16 protein-coding genes are annotated in these 14036 nt (G+C 62.7%); 12 read left to right on the top strand and 4 right to left on the bottom strand.

Translation table 11 applies throughout. The features are described 5' to 3' along the window. Positions 1–4: 4 nt before the first annotated feature. Together motA and UF78_RS00920 are read left to right on the top strand one after the other, a co-directional pair. Positions 5–877, top strand: coding sequence for a flagellar motor stator protein MotA (motA, locus tag UF78_RS00915; protein WP_045160142.1), 873 nt, complete (start codon positions 5–7; stop codon positions 875–877). After that, complete coding sequence (locus tag UF78_RS00920) at positions 874–1785, top strand: OmpA family protein (protein ID WP_045160143.1); 912 nt, start codon at positions 874–876, stop codon at positions 1783–1785. Before motA ends, UF78_RS00920 begins: the two co-directional genes overlap by 4 nt. A gap of 98 nt (positions 1786–1883) precedes the next feature. Here the strand turns inward: UF78_RS00920 and UF78_RS00925 are convergent, their stop codons facing one another. The 4 genes from UF78_RS00925 to flgA form a co-directional block, all read right to left on the bottom strand. Beyond that, positions 1884–2366: a hypothetical protein gene (locus tag UF78_RS00925; protein WP_045160144.1), complete on the bottom strand. Its 483-nt coding sequence runs from the start codon at positions 2364–2366 to the stop codon at positions 1884–1886. After that, positions 2363–3253, bottom strand: a complete 891-nt coding sequence (locus UF78_RS00930; RefSeq protein ID WP_045160145.1) for a winged helix-turn-helix domain-containing protein — start codon at positions 3251–3253, stop codon at positions 2363–2365. The genes UF78_RS00925 and UF78_RS00930 overlap by 4 nt, the downstream gene beginning before the upstream one ends. A gap of 340 nt (positions 3254–3593) precedes the next feature. Continuing rightward, entirely contained in the window at positions 3594–4430 is an 837-nt protein-coding gene (lafA, locus tag UF78_RS00935; protein WP_045160146.1) for a lateral flagellin LafA, read from the bottom strand. A 149-nt stretch (positions 4431–4579) separates the two neighbouring features. Further along, on the bottom strand, positions 4580–5257 hold the full coding sequence (gene flgA, locus UF78_RS00940; protein WP_045160147.1) for a flagellar basal body P-ring formation chaperone FlgA: 678 nt from the start codon (positions 5255–5257) through the stop codon (positions 4580–4582). A gap of 225 nt (positions 5258–5482) precedes the next feature. Here flgA and flgB point away from each other — a divergent pair, with 225 nt between their 5' ends. From flgB to flgK, 10 genes are all read left to right on the top strand, one after another. Continuing rightward, positions 5483–5848, top strand: coding sequence for a flagellar basal body rod protein FlgB (gene flgB, locus UF78_RS00945; RefSeq protein ID WP_045160148.1), 366 nt, complete (start codon positions 5483–5485; stop codon positions 5846–5848). A gap of 4 nt (positions 5849–5852) precedes the next feature. Further along, a complete protein-coding gene (gene flgC / locus UF78_RS00950) occupies positions 5853–6281 on the top strand; it encodes a flagellar basal body rod protein FlgC (RefSeq protein ID WP_021209033.1) in 429 nt (142 codons plus the stop codon). Continuing rightward, positions 6281–6964, top strand: a complete 684-nt coding sequence (locus UF78_RS00955) for a flagellar hook capping FlgD N-terminal domain-containing protein (RefSeq protein WP_045160150.1) — start codon at positions 6281–6283, stop codon at positions 6962–6964. Before flgC ends, UF78_RS00955 begins: the two co-directional genes overlap by 1 nt. 50 nt (positions 6965–7014) lie before the next feature. Then, positions 7015–8202: a flagellar hook protein FlgE gene (gene flgE / locus UF78_RS00960; RefSeq protein WP_045160151.1), complete on the top strand. Its 1188-nt coding sequence runs from the start codon at positions 7015–7017 to the stop codon at positions 8200–8202. A 9-nt stretch (positions 8203–8211) separates the two neighbouring features. Then, a complete protein-coding gene (gene flgF, locus UF78_RS00965; RefSeq protein WP_045160152.1) occupies positions 8212–8940 on the top strand; it encodes a flagellar basal-body rod protein FlgF in 729 nt (242 codons plus the stop codon). Positions 8941–8954: 14 nt separating this feature from the next. Beyond that, positions 8955–9740 carry a flagellar basal-body rod protein FlgG gene (gene flgG / locus UF78_RS00970; protein ID WP_045160153.1) on the top strand — a complete coding sequence of 262 codons (786 nt, stop codon included), beginning with the start codon at positions 8955–8957 and terminating at the stop codon, positions 9738–9740. A 5-nt stretch (positions 9741–9745) separates the two neighbouring features. Further along, complete coding sequence (gene flgH, locus UF78_RS00975; RefSeq protein WP_045160154.1) at positions 9746–10411, top strand: flagellar basal body L-ring protein FlgH; 666 nt, start codon at positions 9746–9748, stop codon at positions 10409–10411. A 27-nt stretch (positions 10412–10438) separates the two neighbouring features. Beyond that, complete coding sequence (locus UF78_RS00980) at positions 10439–11539, top strand: flagellar basal body P-ring protein FlgI (RefSeq protein WP_045160155.1); 1101 nt, start codon at positions 10439–10441, stop codon at positions 11537–11539. A 77-nt stretch (positions 11540–11616) separates the two neighbouring features. Continuing rightward, complete coding sequence (locus UF78_RS00985; RefSeq protein WP_045160156.1) at positions 11617–12645, top strand: transglycosylase SLT domain-containing protein; 1029 nt, start codon at positions 11617–11619, stop codon at positions 12643–12645. After that, a complete protein-coding gene (gene flgK / locus UF78_RS00990) occupies positions 12642–14009 on the top strand; it encodes a flagellar hook-associated protein FlgK (RefSeq protein ID WP_045160157.1) in 1368 nt (455 codons plus the stop codon). Before UF78_RS00985 ends, flgK begins: the two co-directional genes overlap by 4 nt. The last annotated feature ends 27 nt before the right edge of the window (positions 14010–14036 follow it).

Consider the following 14036-nt stretch of genomic DNA (forward strand, 5'->3'; position numbering starts at 1 on the left):
CGTCATGCAGAAAGTATTAGGCGCCTTCATCATCATCGGCTGTGTGCTGGGCGGATACGCCATGGCGCACGGTGACATGAGCATGCTCTGGCAACCGGCCGAGGTGGTCATCATCCTGGGTGCCGCGTTGGGCAGTCTCGTGGTTGGCAACCCCAAGGAAGTGCTGATCGAGATGCTGCATCAGATCAAGGGCGTATTTGCCTACAAGCGCCGTGGCGAGGAGTTTCAGCGCCAACTGCTGATGCTGCTGTATGAGCTGCTGGAGATGGTCGATGTCGGTGGCCTCAAGGTGCTCGACTCGCATATCGAGGAACCGGAGCAGAGCGACCTGTTCGTGCGCTACCCGCTGATTCTCCAGGAAAAGAACCTGATGGCTTTCATCGCCGACAACTTCCGCCTGATGGCCATGGGCAAGATCAGCGCGCACGAGCTGGAAGGCTTTCTCGAGCAGGAACTTGAAGCCATGGAGCACGCCCTGCTGCAGCCGGCGCGCTCGCTGCACAAGATCGGTGAGGCCATGCCCGGCTTCGGCATTCTTGCGGCGATCATGGGCATCATCATCACCATGGGCAGCATCGGTGGCAGCGTCGCGGAAATCGGCGCCCATGTAGCGGCGGCGCTGGTGGGCACGTTCCTCGGCATCTTCTTCTGCTACTGCCTGATGGACCCGCTGTCCAATGCCATGAGTCAGCGCATCAAGACCGAACTGTCGGCCTTGGAATGCGTGCGCACCACGCTGGTCGCCCACGTCGCCGGCAAGCCTACGCTGTTGGCAGTGGACGCCGGCCGCAAGTTGATCGAGCAGGACGTCAAGCCGGCCTTCCGTCAGCTGGAAAACTGGGTGACCCAGTATGAGGAAGATAGGGACGCCGCATGAGGAGCCGGGACAAGAACAAAGGCGGCGGCGACCACGAAATCATCATCAAACGGCGTAGCAAGAAAGGCCACGGTGACGAGCATGGTGGCGCCTGGAAGGTCGCCTTTGCGGACTTTACCCTGGCGATGATGGCCCTGTTCATGGTGCTGTGGATCATCCAGCCGCAGATGAATCAGACCAACCCATCCTTTGGCGAGATGGAGAGCAATCCGCTGGTTGAAGGCGGGGCCGGCATCTTCGACGGCACCAGCACCTCGCCGCTGGAGCTCGACGGGCTGCCGGTGCGCCCGCTGCCAGTGGAGCAGAAGGACCGCAGTGAGTCGGCGCGCGAACAGGACGGCAGCCACAACTACGGCTCGACCGCAGAACTGAAAAAGCTCGCCGAGCTGATGCGCGAAGTGGCCAATGAAGTCGATGCGTTGGCCAATCTGGAGGTCGATGTGGTCCCGCAGGGGCTGCGCATTCTGATCAAGGACGACCAGCAGCGCTTCATGTTTCAGCGTGGCAGCGCGACCTTGAATCCACATTTCCAGAAGCTGCTGGGCGTGCTTGCCGGTGTACTGGCGAAGGTCGACAACAAGCTGATCATCAGCGGCCACACCGACGCCACGCCGTACCGGCAGAAAAATGGTTACGACAACTGGAATCTGTCCGGTGACCGCGCGCTACGCGCCCGCAACGCCCTGGTCGACGCCGGCTTGGCTGAGCGCTCCGTATTGCAGGTGACCGCGCAGGCGGCCGTCATGCCGCTGCATCCAGAGGACCCACTGAACGGCGCCAACCGCCGCGTGGAAATCCTCTTGCTCACCGCCTCGGCCGAGGCTCTGTACAAGGAGCTGTTCGGCGACAGTTACGGCCAGGTTCGCTTTTCCGAGCGCGGCGCGAGCTACAGCGGTGAGGGTTCCTAGCGCGGGCTGTTTGGCGGGCTCGACCGTATCGATTCAGCCGGCGGTCGCCGACTGGATGGTCCCTCTGGGTTAGGCGTTATCCGGGTCGAAACGTTGGGTCAGCCGCGATCTGGATGGTCGTCCGAACAGTAGACCTGCTGAGTCTCGACGCCATAGAGGCAGGCGCCAACCTGCTCGAGGCTGATCCGTGCGCCCTTGTGGGCACCATAGAACAGATTGAACATCAGCTCATCATCGAGCCGATCCTGGGGGCCCAGGCCGTGAACCTGGCCCTCTTCAACGATCAACGAAGCCCGTCCGAGCAGATCCGTTTCCAGGCGACCGGACGCCTCGACAATCGCCGGGGAGTTGCGCGTGAGTGAATAAAACCGGCCCTTGTTGAAGACCAGGCTTTGGCTGACTTGCCGGGTCGTGCCGTCGCGCAGCAGAACGTAGCCGCTTGAACTGTAGCGGCCATCGAAACTGGACGATGTACTGCCATTGGTGCCCATTGCTACAAACGCCCACAGCAGTAACGCCGAAGGGGCCATCACGCGCAATAGGCGCCGGCCTACAGCGCCGGTTTCGTTCTGGCTGCTCATCGCAGGCATCCTTGTAGATGGTCGCTGGGGATCGTCTGAATCTGGCTCTTGTGAACCTTCAGCCAATTGACCCGGCCGTCGTCTTGCAGGCAACGGATCTCATAAAACCCGGGAGACATGTTGACGATCAGCCGGGCCGGTTCGGCCGTCATGCCGCTCATCGTATGGACCAGCAGGCGTGTTTCATTGACCAGCGAATCGAGCAAACGCTGGCTCTTTTCCACGTAAAGCACCTCGAAACCGTTCATATCCAAGGTCTGCGTAAAGGATGGCGCCGGCGTGCTGGCCAGGCGGAAACCCAAGGTCGCCAGTGCCAGCAGCATCAGCATGCCGGTGCTGGCGAGCGCCGCGGTCTGCCACGAGCGGTAGCCCTGGTTCTGTTTGGACGGGCTCGCAACCGCCGCGGCGCTGGGGGCCGGCAGTTCGACTAAGGCACTGGTCGCCCTTTCAGGCAGCGGCTCTGCAGGCAAAGATCCGGTTACAGCGGCGGGGCTGGCTGCCAAGGCTGTCTTTTCGACCATCACGTATTGCGGGTTGAACAGATAGCCGCGCCGCGGCAGCGTCTGAATGATCTGGTTGCGGCTATCGAACAGTGCCTGGCGCAGCGTATAGATTTGCTGATTGAGGCTGCCCTGGCCGACGACCCGACCTTCCCAGGCGTAATTCATCAGCTCTTCGCGGGAGACCACCTCACCGGGCGCCTGCAACAGGCGCTCCAGCACCCGGCTACCGGAAAAGCCGAGGTCGAGCGTGTTTTCGTTTTCCTCTTGGCTCAGTACGAGCTGATAGAGCGATCGATCGAAACGAGCCGAGCAATCGGCCCGGCCGGTTTGCAACAGGGGGCAGGCGAGGGCATCGGTGGCCGTAGGGGTCAGAGATGAAGTCATGAGCGCCTGGTTAGGAAAAGAAATTTAGCTGTGATGAGGTTGGCAAATAGAGCGGCGGCATATTGGCGCCGTTTTTTTGATACTACAAGCCGGTCATTACAGGAAATCGCTGAACGGACGCTCCGAACCCTTAATGTCGAGAGCGTTGAGAAACGGCATATATGCCGTGCATAGCGGAATAAGTGGGATTAATCAGACATATCTTGTGTTTTTGGGGTCACGTGCTGATGACCACCATTGGTCGGGTAGCCTTTAGCGAGAACGCCGGAAAGCAAAAAGCCCCGAACCAGTCGGGGCTTTTTCTGTGCCGGTCGTTGCGACCGGCGGTGCTGCGTGCCGCTTAGCCCAGCAGGCCCATGACCATGCCTGGCATCTGGCCAGCTTGCTTGAGCATGGAGATGCCCGACTGCATGAGCATGGAGTTCTTGCTCATGTTGGCGCTTTCGATGGCGAAGTCGGCGTCCATGATCCGGCCTTTGGCCATTTCAGTGTTGTCCTTCATGTTCGCCAGGTTGTTGCTGGTGTGGTTCAGGCGGTTGATGTTGGCGCCGAACTGGGCGCGCATCGAACCTACGTCGTCCAGAGCGGTTTCCAGCGCGGTGATAGCGGCGCCGGCGTTGGCGGCGGAGTCCAGGGTCAGGGCCTGAACGTCGGTCGTCAGCGTGGTTTCCAGGGTGCCCATGTCGGCAGAGACGTCGAGCGCCAGGGTTTCTGCTGCGCTCGCACCGATCTGGAAGTTGACTGCGGCAGCCAGCTTACCGGTGAACAGCGCTTCGCCAGCGTACTTGGTGTTGTTGAAGATGTTGGTCAGTTCCTTGCCCAGCTCGTCGAACTCGGCCTGCAGCGAAGTACGGTCGTCAGCAGTGTTGGTATCGTTCGCGGCTTGGGTCGACAGGTCCTTCATGCGCTGCAGAATGTCGGTGGTTTCGCTGAATGCGCCTTCCGCGGTTTGCAGCATGGATACCGCATCGCCAACGTTACGCATGGCGACACCCATGCCGCGGCTCTGTGCGTTCAGGCGGGTGGCGATCTGCAGACCGGCGGCGTCGTCCGCGGCGGAGTTGATGCGCAGGCCGGTGCCCAGACGCTGCTGGTTGGTGGCCAGGGCGTTGTTGGACTTGTTCAGCGCGGTGTTGGTGGTCAGAGCGGAGTAGTTGGTGTGAATGGACAGAGCCATGATGATCATCCTTCGTGCGATTGGGCTGTTAGGAGCTGGCTTGACTGCCTGCTGAAAAGGTAAGGCGACAGCCCCTGGCGAAGGATTAAATCCTGACGTCAAAAATTTTTAGTTGCGCTTCGAAGCCTGATACGGCGCGACTCCAGCCGCTAAAACGTACTGCTCACTACCCCAGCTTCCAATACCTTCGCATCGATCACCTTGCCGCTGCGTGTGTTGCGCACGCGGATCACCTCGCCAGGCTGACCATCGCCCAGGGCTTCGCCGGACGTTGAGGCTTCGATCCCGTCGTTGCTGGCGACGATTTTCACCGGCTCCCCGCGTTTGACTGCCATGGCCTGCTCCAGCAACGCGGGGGTGATGGTCTGACCGGCGCGAACGCGACGTTTGGCGGCCAGGCCGACCACCTCGCTCAGGCGGTTATAGAACCCGCGCCGGGCCTTGGCGATGTTGATGCGCTCGAGCTTGAGGTCGCTATCACGGATGGTCTGGCCCCGGTCGATGATGGCTGCGGCGTGCACGGCAGGCAGGAATACATGGGCTTGGGCAGTGGCACTCAGCGACCAGCCGGGGGTGTCCGCGCAACGGATCTCCAGTTGCTGCCGCTCCATGGCCGAGGGCGCATCGCCCGTGGCGCGTACCCGCAAGCTGTTGCCGCAGGGGGGATGGTGGTGGGCGGAGCCTGGCAGGCTGGTTTCATAACGCAGCTGCATACCCTGCCAGCCTTGGCGCTCAGCCTGCTGCTCGAGCATGGCGCGCAAGTGGTTCTCCACCGCCTGGCGTATCTGAGCGGTCGCGTCCGCGTGTGCCTGGAAGCTCGCGCTCATGACCAGCAGCGTGATGGCCCAACAGGCGGAAGGCCCTTTTCCGCTTCCCTTCCGCGAAGGCTCTCGATGCGGAAGCAAAGGTCCGGAAGGTTGAACTGATTCTTTAGTTTTATCGATATTAAACAAGGACTTACCTGCATCTATCGGTTCGGCATGGTTACTGCAAAAGATCTCGAAAGCTGCGGGCTGTCGTTCGGCCCGCTCGTGCTGAAAAGGTATGGGTGAATGAGTATACGGATTGATGAAGCGCTGGGCGTTCACGAGCGCGCCCTGGGGTTGCGCATGCAGCGCAGCGAAATTCTCGCGGCGAACCTGGCCAACGAGGACACGCCGGGCTTCCAGGCGCGGGACATCGATTTCAGCAAGGAAATGCAGCGGCTGGACAGCAGCATCTCGCCTCGCGCCAGCCTCGCCAGTACCGATCCGCGTCTGCTGTACCGCATTCCGGACCAGGCTTCGCAGGACGGCAACACCGTCGAGCTGTCCACCGAGCAGGCGCAGTTCTCGCGCAACTCCATGGATTTCCAGACCAGTCTGACCTTCATCACGATGAAATTTCGTGGCTTGAAGCAAGCCATCGAGGGACGTTGAAGCCATGTCATTCGATTCCATCTACCGCATCGCCGGCTCGGCCATGAACGCACAGACCGTGCGCCTCAACACCGTGGCGAGCAACCTGGCCAACACCGATTCGGCGGCCAACAACGCCGCCGACGTCTACCAGGCGCGCAAGCCGATGTTCGCGGCCGTCTATGAAAACAACTCGCTGACCCGTGGCGTCGGCCTCGGTGGCGCCCACGTGCAAGTGCTCGACGTGGTCACCTCCGGCGCCGAGCCCAAGCGTCGTTACGAGCCGGGCAATCCGCTGGCCGATGGCGATGGCTACGTCTATTACCCCGACATCAACGAGATCGAAGAGATGACCGACATGATGTCGGCCACGCGCAGCTTCGAGACAGGTGTCGAGGTACTTAATCGCGTGAAGAGCATGCAGCAGAGCCTGCTACGGCTGGGAGAGTCCTGATGGCGGTGACCAATAATCTCCAGGGCAGCGGCTTGTCCGGTAGCGCCAGCAACGATCTGCCGAAGCAGGCAGTGAACGTCAGCGACGCCACCCAGATGGAGAACAACTTCATCAGCTTGATGGTCGCGCAGATCAAGTACCAGGATCCGACCAAGCCGGTCGACAGCACCGAGTTCCTCAATCAGTTCTCGGCGATGTCGCAGGTCAAGAGCATGGAAAACCTGGCGACCCTGGCGCAGAACAACCTCGTGCTGACCGACAACCTGCAGACGCTCACGGCTGCCGGCCTGGTTGGTCAGCAGGTGAGCGTGGCCGTCGAGTCGGTGGAGCTGAGCGGTCAGGTCGTCAGCGGCGGCTTCGATCTGAGCCACGCCTCGACCCGCACCGCCGTTGTGTTGACCAATTCCAACGGCACTCAGACCCGTATCGAACTAGGCGCGCAGTCGGCCGGCAAGGTGCCCTTCGTAATCGACCCGGCCAAGCATGGCCTGCGCGACGGCAAATACAGCGTCAGCATCGAATCGGAGAACGGTGAGTTCCCGCAGGTGGAAGTCGCCGGTCAGGTCTCCAACGTGCGCGTTAGCGCCGAGGGGCCAGTGCTTCAGGTGCAGGGCGTCGGTTCGGTGCCCTTCTACAACATCCTCGAATTCGCCCAGGCCGATGCCGGGCTGCTCGGCGGCTGAGCTTCGGTGCTCGCCAGTCTTCACTTCCTTTTACATATCGAGATCAGCCCATGAGCTTCAATATCGCCCTGACCGGCCTGTCCGCCGTCAACGAACAACTCAATACCATCGGTAACAACATCGCCAACTCCGGCACCGTCGGCTTCAAGTCCTCGCGCACCGACTTCGGCAGTCTCTATGCCGAAAGCCAGGCCATGGGCGTCGAGGTGATCGGCACGACTCAGAGCATCAGCCAGGGCGGCGCGCTGACCACCACCAACCGTGACCTGGATCTGGCGATCTCCGGCGGCGGCTTCTTCGTCACACGCGCCAGCAACGGCGACGTTGCGTACACCCGCGCCGGCATGTTCGGTACCGACAAGAACAGCTACCTGACCAACAGCCTGGGCCAGCGCCTGCAGGGTTACCCGACCGATGCGACCGGCAATCTGCAGACCGGCGTGATCAGCGACCTGCAGATGAAGACGGGCGGATTGCCGGCCAAGGCCACCGACGAGCTGAGCTTCGTCGCCAACCTCGATGCCAATCAGGACGTGCCCGCTGTGGCGTTCGATCCGCTGGTGGCCGACAGCTACAACTCCACCTACACGACCAAGGTGTTCGACTCTCAGGGCAAGGAACACACCCTGACCCAGTACTTCGCCAAGACCACCGACAACAGCTGGAATGCCCACTATTACGTCGACGGCACCGCGCTGGCTGGCCCGCAGGCGCTGACCTTCGACACCAGCGGCTCGTTGGCGACTCCGATCGGAATCGTCGGTCTGACCGCGCCGCTGGGGGGTGGCGTCGCGCCACTGAACATCGCACTCGATTACACCGGCACCAGCCAGTACGGGTCGGAGTTCAACGTCACCAGCAACCGCGCCAGCGGCTACGCCGCGGGTGAGCAGACCGGCATGAGCGTGGAGAAGGACGGCAAGGTTTACGCCACCTACTCCAATGGTGAGCGTCTGCTGCAGGGCCAGGTCGTGCTGGCCACCTTCGTCAACCCCGAGGGTCTGAAGAACATCAGCGGCACCGCCTGGACCGAAACCGCCGCTTCCGGTGCGGCCATGCTCGGTGCGCCCGGTGTCGGCCAGTACGGCAACCTGGCCAGCGGAGCGCTGGAAAGCTCCAACGTCGACCTCACTCAGCAACTGGTGGGCCTGATGGAAGGCCAGCGTAACTACCAGGCAAACACCCAGGTCATTTCCACCAACAAGGAACTGACCCAGGTTCTGTTCAACGCGCTCTGAGGCTGATTCATGGATCGTTTGGGATACACGGCGATGACCGCTGCCAGCCGCACGATGATGTCGCTGCAGGTGCGCTCGAACAACCTCGCCAACGCCAACACCCCGGGCTTTCGCGCCGACCTCGAGCGCGCCCAGGCGGTGGCGGTCGAGGGCTACGGCTACGATAGCCGGCACATGGCGGTGGTCGAGAACAACGGCGTCAGCATGGCTGCCGGCCCGCTGATGGCCACCGGGCGTGAGCTGGATTTCGCCGTCAAGGGCGCCGGCCTGATCGTCCTGCAGGACGGCGAAGGTGAGGCCTACACCCGCCAGGGCAGCATGCAGATCGACGCCGAAGGCCGTCTGACCCTCAACGGCCGCGCCGTGATGGGCGAGGGTGGACCGATCGAGCTGCCCGAGCATGACCGCGTCGAAATTGGCAACGACGGCACCGTCTCGATCATGGCGCCCGGCGACTGGATGATGGCCGAAGTGGACCGCATCCGCCTGGTCGACGTGGCAGCGGCAGATCTGATGAAGAACGAGGCCGGCTTGCTGGTGACTCGTAACGGCGAACCCGCTGCACCCAGCGAAGACGTGCGCCTGGCGAGCGGCTTTCTCGAGTCGAGCAACGTCTCGGCGATCGACGAGTTGGCCTCGACCATGAGCCTGAATCGCCTGTTCGAAACCCAGGTAAAGATGATGAAAGCCGCCGAGGACCTTTCCGACGCCGGTAACCGAATGATCCGCGGCAGCTGATCGGGAGATAACGCATGAATTCCGCACTTTGGGTCAGCAAGACCGGTCTGGCCGCCCAGGACACCGCCATGGCGACCGTCGCCAACAATCTGGCCAACGTCAACACCAACGGCTTCAAGAGCGACCGCGCGGTCTTCGAGGACCTGTTCTACAGCATCGAGAAGCAGCCCGGCGCACAGGCTGACGAGATCAATACCGTGCCTTCCGGGATCCAGCTGGGCAGCGGCGTGCGCGTCGCCGGCACGCAGAAGGTCTTCACCGAGGGCAGCATCCAGACCACCGGCCAGCCGATGGATCTGGCGATCGTCGGGCGTGGCTTCTTCCAGGTCGAATCGCCCAACGGCGACATTCTCTACACCGAGAACGGCCAGTTCCAGCTCAACGCCGAAGGCGTGATGGTCAATGCCCAGGGCTTGCCGCTGACGCCGGCCATTGAAGTGCCGCAGGGCAGCACCGGCTTTACCGTCGGCGCCGATGGCATCGTCACCGCGGTATTGGCCGGCGACACCCTGCCGTCCGAGCTCGGGCAGATCACCTTGGTCAACTTCACTAACCCGGGCGGCCTGGAAGCGCTGGGCGGCAACCTCTATCGCGAAACGGTCGCCAGCGGTGAAGCCGTCGAAGGCGTGCCGGGTGAAGAGGGCCTCGGCCAGCTCAAGCAGGGCGTACTGGAAGGCTCGAATGTGCAGGTGGTCGAGGCCATGGTGGCGATGATCGCCATTCAGCGCGCCTACGAGGCCAACGCCAAGGTGCTCGACGCTGCCAGCGGCATGCAGCAGTTCCTCAACCAGACCGTCTGAGATCGATGATGCGTACCCCCATCCTGCTCGTCGCCCTGACCCTGCTCGGCGGCTGCGCCAGCTTCAACGAAATGCTGCCGGACGAGCCGTCAACCGAGTACGAGCCGCTGGAGCTGGACTACAGCCTGCCGCCGACCACTGGCGGCGGCCTGTTCCGCTCCGGCTACAGCGGTTCGCTGATCAGCGACAAGCGCGCGGTACGGGTCGGCGACATCCTCACCGTGGTACTGGACGAATCCACTCAATCGAGCAAGAGCGCCGGTACCAGCTTCGGTAAGGAATCGAGCGTCGGTATCGGCATTCCCACCGTGCTCGGCAAGGCCTACCCGGACGTCGAATCATCGGCCTCCGGCGAGCGCGAGTTCAAAGGTTCGGCCAAGAGTTCGCAGCAGAACACCCTGCGTGGCTCGATCGCCGTCAGCGTTCATCGCGTGCTGCCCAACGGCACCTTGCAGATCAAGGGCGAAAAGGCCCTGCGGCTGAACCAGGGTGACGAGTACATCCGCCTCACCGGGCTGGTGCGTATCGACGACATCAACCGCTACAACCAGGTGTCCTCGCAAAGCGTGGCCAACGCCAAGATTTCCTATGCCGGGCGCGGTGTGCTCAACGACAGCAATTCGGCTGGCTGGCTGACGCGCTTCTTCGCGTCGCCGCTGTTCCCTCTTTAAGCGAGCTGCCCTGGAATGACTAGCCCGATGCGATCCGTGAAGCTGTTTTTTGTCGCCGTTGCGCTGTGCTGGCAACTGCCGGTGCATGCCGTGCCGCTGATGGACCTGGTGGATGTCGAAGGCATCCGCGGTAACCAGCTGATCGGCTACGGCCTGGTGGTCGGCCTCGACGGCACCGGCGACAAGAACCAGGTGAAGTTCACTAGCCAGTCGGTGACCAACATGATCAAGCAGTTCGGTGTGAACCTGCCGCCGAACGTTGATCCGAAGCTGAAGAACGTCGCCGCGGTGACCATTACCGCCACGGTGCCGCCTTCCTATTCGGCCGGGCAGAGCGTAGACGTCACCGTCTCCTCGCTGGGCGACGCCAAAAGCCTGCGCGGCGGCCAGCTGCTGATGACCCCCCTGCAGGGCGTCGACGGCGAGATCTATGCATTGGCTCAGGGCGCGGTCATCGTCGGCGGCGTCAACGCCGAAGGCGCGAGCGGCTCCAAGGTGGCAATCAACACGTCGAACAGCGGCCTGATCCCTAACGGCGCGACCATCGAGCGGATGATCCCGAGCGACTTCACCGAGCGCCCAGATGTGATGCTCAACGTGCGTCAGCCCAGTTTCCAGACCGTCACCCGGGTGGTCGATGCGGTCGACGCCTACTTCGGCAAGGGCACCGCCACCGCGCTCAATGCCACCAAGATATCCATCCGCGCGCCGGTTACCAGTACCCAGCGCATGAGCTTCATGGCCATGCTCGAGCGCCTGGAAGTGGAAGAAGGCCGCACCCGGCCGAAGGTGGTGTTCAACAGCCGCACCGGCACCGTCGTGGTCGGCCAGGGCGTACGGGTGAAGGCCGCCGCGGTGGCCCATGGCAGCCTGACCGTGACCATTAGCGAGCGGCCGCAGGTCAGCCAGCCGAACGCCTTCGGCCGTGGCGAGACGGTCGTCACGCCGCAATCGGACGTGGCCATCGAGCAGGACCGCAAGGCCATGTTCAAGTGGGCCGAAGGCGCCAGCCTGGAAAGTATCATCAACACCATCAACAGTCTCGGCGCCACGCCCGACGACGTGATGAGCATTTTGCAGTCGCTGGAACGCGCCGGCGCACTGAACGCTGAATTGATCGTGATGTAAGACCGGGTTGGCGAGCCAGCGGTTGTAACCCAGCAGGCCCGACGCGCAGTAGATTTTGAACAGGTTCCAAGACGACCATGAGCATCGTTTCCCTACCCCAGCACCTCAATACGCTGCGCAATCGCGCCGACGGCCCGACCGCGGCGCGGCGGCAGCAGCTGGAAGTCGTCGCCGAGCAGTTCGAGGCGATGTTCCTGCAGCAGATCCTCAAACAGATGCGTAAGGCTGGCGACGTGCTCGGCGCGGGTAATCCCATGCGCAGCCGTGAGCTGGACACCATGCGCGACTTCTATGACGAAGTGCTGGCCGACACCCTGGCCGGCAAGCGCCAGACCGGCATCGCCGACATGCTGGTGCAGCAGCTCGGCGGCGAGGCCGGCACCGCGCAGGCACCGACTGCCTTGGCCGGTCAGGTTGGCAGCGGCTTGCAGAGCGGCGGCTTGCATGCGCTGCGTGGCACCTGGCAACGCGGCGTCGATGCGTTGGACAGCGCCTGGGAAAGCGGCAAGGCGGGCTTCAAATCGCTGGTCGACAGCGTCATCAAGCATGAGTCCAGCGGCAACATCGCGGCGGTCTCACCCAAGGGCGCGCGAGGCCTGATGCAGCTGATGCCCGGCACCGCACGGGACATGGCGGCCGAATTGGGTCTGCCGTTCAGCGAGGCGCGGCTGACCAGCGATGCCGAGTACAACAAACGCCTGGGCAGCGCCTACCTGAACAAGATGCTCGACCGCTACGATGGGCATCAGGCCTTGGCGCTGGCCGCCTATAACGCTGGCCCTGGCAAGGTCGACGAGTGGCTCAAGATCCACGGCGACCCGCGCAAGGGTGAAGTCGGCACCGGGGCCTGGGTACAAAAAATCCCCTACTCGGAAACCCGTAACTACACCCGCAATATCCTTAACGACCTGCGTGCTGAAGCATCGAAGCCGGTCGAGCCGCGGGCGCAGATCCAGCCGCTGAGCGATCCTCTGCCGCCGACACTTAATTCCGCTGCCGATGCGGTCGCTCTATCCACTCAGCACCATCGTGTTGTCGGCGGCGGCCATCTGTCCGTGGCGTTCGCGCAACCGATCCGGATCGAGCCGAAGGAAGTCGTGTCGTGAGTATTTTGGGTCAAATTGGCTACAGCGGCGTTCGCGCCTCGCAGATCGCTCTCTCGGCGACCGGGCAAAACATTGCCAACGTCAACACGCCGGGCTTCAGCCGCTTGAGGCCAGACCTGCATTCGCTCGGCGGCCAGGGCTCGGTCAGTGTCGGCGGCGGCGTTCAGGTCAGCAGCATCCGTCGCCTGTCCAACGATTTCCAGAACCAGCAGCTCTGGCGCGCCGGCACCGACAAGAACTACTTCAATACCAATCAGCAGTACCTGACCGCGCTCGAAGGCCTGATCGACAGTGAAGGCTCCAGTGTCAGCGTCGGCCTGGACAATTTCTTCGCCGCGCTCAGTGAAGCCAGCTCCACCCCTGAGTCCATCGCCCTGCGCCAGCAGATCATCGGCGAGTCCAAGCAACTGGCACAGCGCTTCAACGGCCTGAACAGCAACATCGGCATTCAGCTCAACGCACTGCAGGGCCAGCGTGTGGCGATGACCAGCGAGATCAACGGGTTGTCCGGCAATATCGCCGAGCTCAACGCGCAGATTCGCGAGATGGAGTCGTCCGGACGCGACACCTCGACCCTGCGCGACTACCGCGAGAATCTGGTCAAGGACCTCAGCCAGTACGCCGGCCTCCGCGTGCAGGAAGCGTCGGATGGCACCCTCAGCGTGTCGCTGGTCAATGGCCAACCACTGGTGGCCGGCACCACGGCCGGACAGATGAAGGTCAGCGATAACCTCGCGGGCGAACAGGAGATGGCCCTGGTCTTCGCCAATACCACCTTCCCGCTGAATCAGAAGGGCCTCGGCGGCTCGCTCGGCGCGCTGTACGACATGGAATACGGCGCTCTGCGCCCGGCCCAGCAGGATCTGCACGACATGGCGTCGGCGCTGGCGACGATGGTCAACGACACCCTCGGCGGTGGCTTCGACCTCAACGGCAACCCCGGCCAGCCACTGTTCGTCCACAACCCCGGCAGCACCAGCGGCATGCTTGAGGTCAACCCACTGGCGGCTGCCGAGCTGGCGTTCTCCTCGGTGCCGGGCGAAGTGGGAAACAACAAGAACCTGCTTGCGCTGCTCGATTTGAAATCGCGAGGCATCAACGTTGCGGGCAACACCGTACCGCTCAACGATGCCTATGCCGGCCTGGTTGGCCGTGTCGCCAGCGCCAGCCGGCAGAACCAGGCGGACCTCAGCGCTGCCAGCACCGTCGCCGATCAGGCGCAAGCCCAGCGCGACAGCGTCAGTGCGGTGAACCTGGATGAAGAGGCGGTCAACCTGATGGCCTACGAGCAGGCCTACCAGGCCAACATGAAGGTGATCAGCACCTCCAACGATCTGTTCAACGCCGTACTGGCGATGTTCTGAGCCGGCCCCCGCCGGCTCGACTGACGA

Origin of the sequence: Stutzerimonas stutzeri, assembly GCF_000952685.1 — a bacterium.
Taxonomy (GTDB): Bacteria; Pseudomonadota; Gammaproteobacteria; order Pseudomonadales; family Pseudomonadaceae; genus Stutzerimonas; species Stutzerimonas stutzeri_E.